The organism is Rhodococcus sp. NPDC057014 (genome assembly GCF_042673295.1).
Lineage (GTDB): Bacteria > Actinomycetota > Actinomycetes > Mycobacteriales > Mycobacteriaceae > Rhodococcus_F.
Map to the genome: position 1 here is coordinate 1 of NZ_JBHUSF010000315.1, position 10,687 is coordinate 10,687.

Here is a 10,687-nt window from a genome sequence, read left to right on the forward strand (position 1 = left end):
GCCGGAGCCCGAGGGGCGGCGGGGCCGCAGACGGGCGGCGGAGGACGACGACTCTTCGGGCGCGCACTCGAACGGGCTGTCCGTCGCCGAGATCATGGCCAACATGAAGTCCGCGTCGGGGGCGTCCCAGAGCGCTGGAGGCAGGCGCCGGCGGGCCGAATAGGCCCGGACTCGCCCGAGGATCAACCCGCACGGTGTGAGGCATATATCACTCCGCCCGCTCATGGCGGGGTGCGTTCGAGCCGGGCTATCCTCACCGTGGAACGTCTGGTACCCGCCGAGCGGGACTGGAACGAACGAGAGGACGAAGGTGACCTCTTTCGGGATCACTAATGGCCCTGCGCCTGCGAGGTTGACGGTAGGAATCGTCTCCGCAGGCCGGGTCGGAACAGCAATCGGTGCCGCTTTGGAGCGGGCAGGTCACGTGGTCGTCGCCTGCTCGGCCGTCTCCGACGCGTCACGGCATCGGGCCCGCACCCGGCTGCCCGAGACGGAAATTCTTCCGGTCGCGGAGGTCGCGGCCCGCTCCGAACTGCTCATTCTCGCCGTCCCCGACGCCGAACTGCCGTCGCTGATCGCGGGCCTGGCTTCCACGGGTGCCGTGCCGGGGCGCGCGATCGTGGCCCACACGTCCGGCGCGAACGGCATCGGGATCCTCGCCCCCCTCGCCGAGCAGGGTGTCGTACCGCTCGCGATCCACCCCGCGATGACGTTCACCGGCCACGACGAGGACACGGTCCGTCTCGCGTCCGCCTGTTTCGGGATCACCGCAGCCGATGACATCGGCTACGCGATCGCGCAGTCGCTGGTTCTGGAGATCGGCGGCGAGCCGGTACGGGTCCGCGAGGACATGCGGCCGCTGTACCACGCCGCTCTGGCTCATGGCAGCAACCACCTGGTCACGCTCGTCGTCGACGCCGTGGCCGCGCTGCGGGTCGCGCTCGAGGGTCAGGAACTGCTCGGCCAGGAGTTGATCGGCGACGATCCGAACGGCCTGGCCGAACGCGTGCTCCAGCCGCTGCTGTCGGCGGCGCTCGACAACGCCCTGCGCCGCGGGCCTGCTGCCCTCACCGGGCCCGTCGCCCGGGGCGACTCCGAGGCGGTGGCCACGCATCTGCGCGTCCTCGAGGAAGTCGATCCGCGGATTGCGGCCGGCTACCGGGCCCTCTCGCTGAGGTCGGCGCAACGCGCCGGCGCCACACCTGAACTGCTGGACATTCTGGAAGACCGGAGGTGAGCCCCGTGAGCGATCTGCAGGGCGGATACAAGCGCGGCGAACTGACCGTGCACCACGACCCGAGCGTGCTGACCCGGGTCTCGAAGGCGCTGCGCGGCGTCGGCCGCCAGGTCGCGCTCGTGCCCACGATGGGAGCCCTCCACACGGGACACCTGGAGTTGGTGCGGCAGGCCAAGCTCACCGGCGCGGTGGTGATCGTCTCGATCTTCGTCAACCCGTTGCAGTTCGGTGCCGGCGAAGACCTCGACGCCTACCCGCGCACCGTCGACGCCGACCTCGAACTGCTGCGTGAGGCCGGAGTCGAGTTGGCGTTCGTGCCGACCGCGGCCACCATGTACCCGGCCGGTCCGCGGACGACGATCCATCCCGGACCGCTGGGCGCGGAACTGGAGGGCGCGTCCAGGCCCACGCACTTCGCGGGCATGCTCACCGTCGTCGCCAAGCTGCTGCAGATCGCCGCACCGCATGCCGCGTACTTCGGCGAGAAGGACTACCAGCAGCTGACGCTGATCCGGCAGATGGTGACCGACCTGAACTTCGACGTCCGCATCGTCGGCGTGCCCACGGTGCGTGAACACGACGGACTCGCGCTGTCCTCACGGAACCGCTATCTCGACGAGGATCAGCGGAACGCGGCGACGACGTTGTCCGCGGCCCTGATCGCCGGCGCCCACGCCGCGGCCGGTGGCGCCGCGGCGATCCTCGCCACCGCGCGCGAGGTACTGGCGTCCACCCCCGAGGTGGAGGTCGACTACCTCGAGGTGCGGGGCGTCGACCTCGGCCCCGCACCCGAACGGGGCGACGGCCGGCTGCTCGTGGCGGCCAGGCTCGGAACCACCCGCTTGATCGACAACGTCGGTGTCGCCGTCGGCACCGGTTTCCTCGAACGTGACACCGAGGCGTCGGACGCGTCGGCGACAGACGAACTTCTTTCCCGCTAGAAGAGTAAGGACCGGAACATGTTTCGCACCATGATGAAGTCGAAGATCCATCGCGCCACCGTCACACACGCCGACCTGCACTACGTGGGCTCGGTGACGGTCGACCAGGATCTGATGGATGCCGCCGACCTCCTCGAGGGTGAGCAGGTGTGCATCGTCGACATCGACAACGGCGCGCGGCTCGAAACCTATGTCATCGCCGGCGAGCGGGGAAGTGGTGTCATCGGGATCAACGGTGCGGCAGCGCATCTGGTCAAGCCCGGCGACCTCGTCATCCTCATCGCCTACGGCGTCATGAACGAGCAGGAGGTGCGCGACTACGAGCCGCGGGTCGTGTTCGTCGACGCCGCCAACACGCCGGTCGACCTCGGTGCCGACCCGGCGCATGCGCCGGAGGGCTCCGGCCTGATCACCCCGCGCATGCTGTCGACGCTCGACGCCGAGCGCGAATCCAGTTTGGTGTAACCGGTGCTCCTCACCGTCGACGTCCGGAACACGAACATCGTTCTCGGACTGTTCACCGGGACCGGTGAACATTCGAAGTTGGTGCAGGACTGGCGAATGCGCACCGATGCGAGGATGACGGCCGACGAACTGGCCCTCATCTTCCGTGGGCTCCTCGGCGCGCACACCGATCAGATCACCGGGGTGTCCGCACTGTCGACGGTGCCGTCGGTGCTGCGGGAGATCCGCGTGATGCTGACGCGGTACTGGGGGCACGTCCCGCACGTGCTGGTGGAACCCGGGGTGCGAACCGGTGTTCCGCTGCTCGTCGACAACCCCAAAGAGGTCGGTGCCGACCGGATCGTCAACAGTCTTGCGGCGCATCATCTCTACGACGCGCCGTGCATCGTGGTCGACTTCGGGACGTCCACGTGCGTCGACGTCGTGTCCGCGAAGGGCGAGTTCCTCGGCGGCGCCATCGCGCCCGGCCTCGAGATCTCCTCGGACGCACTGGCGTCGCAGTCGGCGGCGCTGCGCAAGGTCGAACTGGTGCGGCCTCGGTCCGTCGTCGGCAAGAACACCGTCGAATGTATGCAGTCGGGCGCGGTGTTCGGTTTCGCCGGCCTCGTCGACGGGCTGGTTCGTCGCGTCCGCAAGGAGTTGCCTGCCTTCTCCGGCTCCGACGTGGTGGTGATCGCGACCGGCGACCGTGCGCCGCTGATCATGCCCGAGACGGAGACCGTCGACGAGCACGAACCGGATCTCACGCTCGAAGGGCTGCGCCTGGTCTACGAGCGGAATCAGGCCCGCCGGGGAGCGCGTCGCAGCCCACTCGACTGATGGGTTCCCTCTTCGCGGAAGTTATGTCAGAATGGTCCCCGTGAATCTCTGCACGAGTGCTCAGGAGTGTTGTCGAGGCTGAACGCTGCCTTGACCAATTCACACTTCTGGGAGTCTCTCTCGTGCTCGCAACGTATTCTTCTGCATCTGTACCCACCCGTCTTCGCCCGGCCGACCTGCTGCGCATCACCGATCAGGGTGCTTCCGAGGTCCTCGACGGCCGCCACGACGTCCTGCTCCCGCAGAGCTGGCCCACCGACGAGCGCTGGTCGACCCGGCTCTACTCGGACGACGACGTCGACGTCTGGCTGATCAGCTGGGTTCCCGACCGGAATACCGAATTGCATGACCACGCAGGCTCTTTCGGTGCGCTCACCGTTCTCAGCGGCGCGCTGTCCGAGTTCCGTTGGGCGGGTGATCGACTGCGTCACCGCATCCTCGACGCCGGCGATCAGGCCTCGTTCCCGCTCGGCTGGGTCCACGACGTGGTACGCGCGCCGGACGCACCGGGGGCGGAGGTGGTGACGCCGACGCTGAGTGTGCACGCCTACTCGCCGCCATTGTCGGCCATGTCCTATTACGAGGTCACGGACCACGGCACGCTGCGCCGTACCCGTACCGAGCTCACCGATCTCCCCGAGGGCGGTTCGAAGTGAACATCGACCAGATGCTCGAAGAGGCCCGCACCAAGATCGACCGGATGTACGCGTTCGAGCTGCCCGAGGCAGTGGCGCGCGGCGCGATCGTCGTGGACATCCGCCCGCAGGCGCAGCGCGCGATCGAGGGGACGCTGCCCGGCGCGCTCGCCATCGAACGCAACGTCCTCGAGTGGCGCTGCGATCCCACCAGCTCGGCGCACCTGGCGCTGGCCGTGGACCACGACGTCGAGTGGATCATCGTCTGCTCCGAGGGCTACACGTCGAGCCTGGCCGCGGCGGCCCTGCAGGAGCTGGGTCTGCACAAGGCGACCGACCTCGTCGGCGGCTACAAGGCGATCAAGGCGGCAGGGCTGCTGGGGTCGCTCATCGCGACGCAGCACTGCGTGCGGGAGTTGGCCACCGTCTCGGCTCACTGACGGCGAGCCGTCGGTCGATGCTGACGGCGAGCCGTCGGGTTGACGCTGACCTCTGAATAGGGGCTCGCCCGGCCGTCGATTAGGCTGGTGACCCGTGAGTGAAGTAGCAGCCCAGCCAGTCGACGACACCCCCGAGCAGCTTCGGATCCGCCAGGAGAAGCGTGAGCGCATTCTCGCGGAGGGACGCCAGGCGTACCCGGTGTCGGTGGCGCGCACCCACTCGCTGGCGGAGATCCGCGCCAAGTATCCGGAACTCGAACCCGACACCGCCACGGGTGACCAGGTCGGTGTCGTCGGCCGGGTGATCTTCGTGCGCAACACGGGCAAGTTGTGCTTCGCGACGCTGCAGGAAGGCGACGGCACCCAGTTGCAGGCGATGATCAGTCTCGCCGCCGTCGGCGAGGATGCGCTCGCGTCGTGGAAGGCCGATGTCGACCTCGGCGACTTCGTGTTCGTGCACGGTGAGGTGATCAGCTCCCGTCGCGGCGAGCTGAGCGTGATGGCCGATTCGTGGCAGATCGCGTCCAAGTCGCTCCGCCCGCTGCCCGTTGCGCACAAGGAGATGAACGAGGAGTCCCGGGTTCGGCAGCGTTATGCCGATCTGATCGTGCGCCCCGAGGCGCGGGACAATGCGCGTAAGCGTGTGGCCGTGGTCCGTGAGCTCCGGAACGCGCTCGAGCGGCGCGGGTTCCTCGAGGTCGAGACGCCGATGCTGCAGACGGTGGCGGGTGGCGCGGCGGCCCGTCCCTTCATCACGCATTCCAATGCCCTCGACATCGACCTCTATCTGCGAATCGCCCCCGAACTGTTCCTGAAGCGGTGCGTCGTCGGCGGTATCGAGAAGGTTTTCGAGATCAACCGGAATTTCCGCAACGAGGGCGTCGACTCGACGCACTCGCCGGAATTCGCGATGCTCGAGACGTACGAGGCGTACGGCACGTACGACGATTCGGCCGTCATGATTCGCGAACTCGTTCAGGAGGTGGCGCAGGCCGCTTTCGGTTCGCAGGTCGTCACTCTTGCCGACGGCACCGAATACGACCTGAGCGGTGAATGGAAGACCCTCGAGATGTATCCGTCGCTGTCGCAGGCGATCGGTGTCGAGGTCACTCCGGATACCACGGTCGAGGAATTGCTGGCTCTCGCCGAGAAGGTGGGCCTCGAAGTCCCGAAGGACAAGGGTTACGGGCACGGGAAGCTGGTCGAGGAACTGTGGGAGCACCAGTGCGGCGACCAGTTGTTCGAGCCGACTTTCGTCCGTGATTTCCCGGTCGAGACGTCACCGCTGACGCGTGACCATCGCAGCAAGGCCGGGGTGACCGAGAAGTGGGACCTCTACATCCGTGGGTTCGAGTTGGCCACGGGCTATTCGGAATTGGTCGATCCGGTGATCCAGCGTGAGCGGTTCGTCGATCAGGCGCGCCTCGCGTCGGCCGGCGACGACGAGGCGATGGCCCTCGACGAAGAATTCCTCGCCGCAATGGAGCAGGGAATGCCGCCGACCACCGGTACCGGAATGGGAATCGACCGTCTGCTCATGGCTTTGACGGGATTGGGAATCCGCGAAACAATCCTCTTTCCCATTGTTCGGCCGTCTTCTCGCTGATTCGCCCGGGATGAATTCGCGCGGATAAATTCGATCCATTCCTCGTATTCCGAATCGGAAGAACAGGGGTATGGTTACCTCCGGGTCGTAGCTCACGTTGACGATGAGACGTCGCTTCATTCGAGAGGAATTTCATCCCATGGCAAAGAAGGTCACTGTCACCCTGATCGACGACGTCGACCAAGAGGCGTCTGCCGACGAGACGGTCGAGTTCGGACTCGACGGTGTTCAGTACGAGATCGACCTTTCCTCGGAGAATGCGGCGAAATTGCGCGAGCAGCTCGACGTGTGGGTTTCCCACGCGCGCAAGGTGAGCTCGCGCAAGCGCGGCAAAGCGGTGGCGGCTCCGGCTGTCACCAAGTCCCGAGTTTCGGTCGATCGGGAACAGAGCGCCGCTATCCGGGAATGGGCGCGCAAGAACAACAAAAAGGTTTCTGCGCGCGGCCGTATCTCCGCGGAAATTATCGAGGCCTACAACAAGGCGAACTGAAAGTTAGCTGGGAACAGAATTCGCTGATTCGCTCCGCGCGCCGACCTGGGCTGTTACCGTCCCGCACTGATCCGATATTCGGGGAGTCTGGGGGTAGCTGTGCGCCGCTGCGTGTCCGTTTCAGGGATTCTGTTCCTGGCGTTCGTGATGTGGGCCGGGGCGGCGTCCGCAGCGCCTGCCTATCCGGTGCCGGATTCGTTCCTCGCCGGAGTGCCCCTCGAATTGGGAAATCCGGGCGGTTCGGCCCCGGGCTCGAACGACTGGTCCTGCCGGCCGAGTGATGCGCACCCCGAACCGGTGGTCCTCGTCCACGGGACGGGAGGCGCACGCCAGACCAACTGGGCAGTGTACGCGCCGCTGCTCGCCAACGAGGGTTACTGCGTCTATTCGCTCACCTACGGCAACTTTCCCGATCTGCCGTGGCCGCTCGACGCGATCGGCGGAATGACTCCCATCGACACGGGCACCGCTCAGATCGCCGCGTTCGTCGACCGGGTGCTGGCGAGCACGGGCGCCGCGAAGGTCGACCTGGTCGGGCATTCCCAGGGCACGGTGCAGGCGAACAACTATGCGAAGTTCTTCGGCGGTGCGGACAAGGTCGCGAAGATCGTGTCGCTCGCCCCGCCGTGGCAGGGCACCTACGGAAACGATCAGATCAGTGCCGGCCGGTTCCTGCGGTCGCTCGGTGTCGACGACGCGGTGGCGGCGGGGTTCCCCGTCTGCCGGGCGTGCCCCGAGATGCTCCAGGGGTCGAAGTTCATCGACCGCATGCGCGCGGGCGGGGTCTACGTCCCGGGGATCGAGTACACGAACATCGTCACCCGCTACGACGAACTGGTCGTCCCGTACACGAGCGGCCTCGAGCCGGGGCCGGACACCACCAACATCGTCGTCCAGGACGGGTGTGAGCAGGACTATTCCGACCACGTCGCCGTCGCCGGCTCGGCACGCGCCGCCGGTTTCGTGCTGAACGCGCTGGACCGCGACAATCCGCGCGAGGTGCCGTGCCGTTTCGTCGCCCCTGTCGCGGGGTAGCCCCGCGAGATGCATCGCTCCGCCAGTTACCGGGGGAGGCCGGAGCAAGAGCCTGGGTAACGCTGCCGACGTCGGCGGAAAGGAACGGGTGGCGAACTCGCAGCTCGTCGACATACCCTGTCCGGATACGCAGGTCTCGCCCCCTCGGGGAGCGGGCCGTCGGCCTCTCTCGACCGGATGCCCTCCACAGGCGCCGCCGGACCTGTTCGCTCCAGGCGTACAGCGAAGGGGAAACGATTGCCGGACCTGGGGCGTTAAATACGAATAAGCAGGCGTGCTCGCCCACCTAAAGGGGTGGAGGGGCAGCAGGTCGATCGGCAGCCAACTAGAGTAATAGCTGGGGTCGTGGAACCTTCGTCGGTTCGGGGCTTCTGCCCTCGGATCAGGCGCTGGCGATCTGCTTGTAGTGCCGGAGCGAAACGCGGCGAACAGGGACGAGACACCCGGTCTCGTGACTGCACGTCGGAAAGTGTGAGGGAGAGCGATGTTCGAGAGGTTCACCGATCGCGCACGGCGCGTTGTTGTCCTGGCTCAAGAAGAAGCCAGGATGCTCAACCACAACTACATCGGTACGGAGCACATCCTGCTCGGCCTCATTCACGAGGGCGAAGGTGTCGCTGCCAAGTCGCTGGAGTCGTTGGGCATCTCCCTCGAAGGAGTGCGCAGCCAGGTCGAGGAGATCATCGGCCAGGGCCAGCAGGCCCCGTCCGGCCACATCCCCTTCACCCCGCGTGCCAAGAAAGTCCTGGAGCTCAGCCTGCGCGAGGCACTGCAGCTCGGACACAACTACATCGGCACGGAGCACATCCTGCTCGGCCTCATCCGCGAGGGTGAAGGCGTCGCAGCGCAGGTTCTGGTGAAGCTCGGCGCCGATCTCAACCGGGTCCGTCAGCAGGTCATCCAGCTGCTTTCCGGTTACCAGGGCAAGGAGCCGGCCGAGTCCGGCGGCACTCGTGGCGAGGCGGGCACTCCGTCCACGTCGCTGGTGCTCGACCAGTTCGGTCGCAACCTCACCCAGGCGGCCCTCGAAGGCAAGCTCGACCCCGTCATCGGCCGCTCGAAGGAAATCGAGCGCGTCATGCAGGTGCTGTCGCGCCGTACCAAGAACAACCCCGTGCTGATCGGTGAGCCCGGTGTCGGTAAGACCGCCGTCGTCGAAGGTCTCGCTCAGGCCATCGTCAACGGCGAGGTCCCCGAGACGCTCAAGGACAAGCAGCTGTACACGCTCGACCTCGGGTCGCTCGTGGCAGGCAGCCGTTACCGCGGTGACTTCGAAGAGCGCCTGAAGAAGGTCCTCAAGGAGATCAACACCCGCGGCGACATCATCCTGTTCATCGACGAGCTGCACACCCTGGTGGGTGCCGGCGCGGCCGAGGGTGCCATCGACGCGGCCTCGATCCTCAAGCCGAAGCTCGCCCGCGGTGAGCTGCAGACCATCGGTGCGACCACCCTCGACGAGTACCGCAAGTACATCGAGAAGGACGCCGCACTCGAGCGCCGCTTCCAGCCGGTGCAGGTCGGCGAGCCGACGGTGGAGCACACCATCGAGATCCTCAAGGGTCTGCGCGACCGTTACGAGGCGCACCACCGCGTGTCCATCACGGACGGTGCACTCGTCGCCGCGGCCACCCTGGCCGATCGCTACATCAACGACCGCTTCCTGCCGGACAAGGCCATCGACCTCATCGACGAGGCCGGAGCACGGATGCGCATCCGCCGGATGACCGCACCGCCGGACCTCCGCGAGTTCGACGACAAGATCGCCGACGCCCGCCGCGAGAAGGAGTCCGCGATCGACGCGCAGGACTTCGAGAAGGCCGCGAACCTGCGCGACAAGGAGAAGACCCTCGTCGCTCAGCGTGCGGAGCGGGAGAAGCAGTGGCGCTCCGGTGACCTGGACGTCATCGCCGAGGTCGACGACGAGCAGATCGCCGAGGTCCTGGGTAACTGGACCGGCATCCCCGTGTTCAAGCTCACCGAGGAGGAGACCACCCGTCTGCTCCGCATGGAGGAGGAGCTGCACAAGCGGATCATCGGTCAGGAAGACGCGGTCAAGGCTGTCGCCAAGGCGATCCGTCGTACCCGCGCCGGCCTGAAGGACCCGAAGCGTCCGTCCGGTTCGTTCATCTTCGCCGGCCCGTCCGGAGTCGGTAAGACCGAGCTGGCCAAGTCGCTCGCCAACTTCCTGTTCGGCGAGGACGACGCTCTCATCCAGATCGACATGGGTGAGTTCCACGACCGGTTCACCGCGTCGCGGCTGTTCGGTGCACCTCCCGGCTACGTCGGCTACGAAGAGGGCGGCCAGCTCACCGAGAAGGTGCGCCGCAAGCCGTTCAGCGTGGTGCTGTTCGACGAGATCGAGAAGGCACACCAGGAGATCTACAACACCCTCCTGCAGGTGCTCGAAGACGGCCGCCTCACCGACGGTCAGGGCCGGACCGTGGACTTCAAGAACACGGTGCTCATCTTCACCTCGAACCTCGGCACGTCGGACATCTCCAAGGCCGTGGGTCTCGGCTTCACGTCCGGTAAGGGCGACGAGTCGAACTACGAGCGGATGAAGCTCAAGGTCCACGACGAGCTGAAGAAGCACTTCCGTCCCGAGTTCCTCAACCGCATCGACGACATCGTCGTGTTCCACCAGCTCACCACCGAGCAGATCGTTCAGATGGTGGACCTGATGGTCGCGCGCGTCGAGGTGGCTCTGAAGAACAAGGACATGACGATGGAGGTCAGCGACAAGGCGAAGGCGCTGCTGGCCAAGCGTGGTTTCGACCCGGTCCTGGGTGCGCGGCCGCTGCGTCGCACCATCCAGCGCGAGATCGAGGACCAGCTGTCGGAGAAGATCCTCTTCGGCGAGGTCGGCCCCGGTCAGATCGTGTACGTCGACGTCGAGAACTGGGACGGCGAAGGCGCGGGCGAGGACGCGAAGTTCACGTTCCGCGGCGAGGCGAAGCCGGTCACGGTTCCCGACGAGGTTCCGGTCGACCTGGCCAAGTCGGGCGCAGCAGACTCGGAG

At 66.4% G+C, this 10,687-nt stretch carries 10 protein-coding genes; all 10 read left to right on the plus strand.

Annotation, left to right across the window (positions count from 1 at the left end; genetic code table 11):
* The first annotated feature begins 310 nt into the window (after positions 1-310).
* Entirely contained in the window at positions 311-1,237 is a 927-nt protein-coding gene (locus ACFTZB_RS37270) for a Rossmann-like and DUF2520 domain-containing protein (protein WP_012691505.1), read from the plus strand.
* Between the two features lie 5 nt (positions 1,238-1,242).
* A complete protein-coding gene (gene panC, locus ACFTZB_RS37275) occupies positions 1,243-2,178 on the plus strand; it encodes a pantoate--beta-alanine ligase (RefSeq protein ID WP_378439652.1) in 936 nt (311 codons plus the stop codon).
* An 18-nt stretch (positions 2,179-2,196) separates the two neighbouring features.
* Positions 2,197-2,643 (plus strand): aspartate 1-decarboxylase, encoded by a 447-nt coding sequence (gene panD / locus ACFTZB_RS37280; protein WP_012691507.1) that lies wholly within the window; start codon positions 2,197-2,199, stop codon positions 2,641-2,643.
* Between the two features lie 3 nt (positions 2,644-2,646).
* A complete protein-coding gene (locus ACFTZB_RS37285) occupies positions 2,647-3,462 on the plus strand; it encodes a type III pantothenate kinase (protein WP_378439654.1) in 816 nt (271 codons plus the stop codon).
* A 122-nt stretch (positions 3,463-3,584) separates the two neighbouring features.
* A complete protein-coding gene (locus ACFTZB_RS37290) occupies positions 3,585-4,118 on the plus strand; it encodes a cysteine dioxygenase (protein WP_378439656.1) in 534 nt (177 codons plus the stop codon).
* On the plus strand, positions 4,115-4,537 hold the full coding sequence (locus tag ACFTZB_RS37295; RefSeq protein ID WP_012691510.1) for a rhodanese-like domain-containing protein: 423 nt from the start codon (positions 4,115-4,117) through the stop codon (positions 4,535-4,537). The genes ACFTZB_RS37290 and ACFTZB_RS37295 overlap by 4 nt, the downstream gene beginning before the upstream one ends.
* A 94-nt stretch (positions 4,538-4,631) precedes the next feature.
* A complete protein-coding gene (gene lysS, locus ACFTZB_RS37300) occupies positions 4,632-6,143 on the plus strand; it encodes a lysine--tRNA ligase (RefSeq protein ID WP_378439659.1) in 1,512 nt (503 codons plus the stop codon).
* A gap of 139 nt (positions 6,144-6,282) precedes the next feature.
* Positions 6,283-6,633 (plus strand): Lsr2 family protein, encoded by a 351-nt coding sequence (locus ACFTZB_RS37305; RefSeq protein ID WP_072947363.1) that lies wholly within the window; start codon positions 6,283-6,285, stop codon positions 6,631-6,633.
* 99 nt (positions 6,634-6,732) lie between these two features.
* Entirely contained in the window at positions 6,733-7,668 is a 936-nt protein-coding gene (locus ACFTZB_RS37310) for an esterase/lipase family protein (RefSeq protein ID WP_378439661.1), read from the plus strand.
* 484 nt (positions 7,669-8,152) lie between these two features.
* Positions 8,153-10,687: ATP-dependent Clp protease ATP-binding subunit (locus tag ACFTZB_RS37315; protein ID WP_378439663.1), on the plus strand; the 2,535-nt coding region annotated here is incomplete at its 3' end.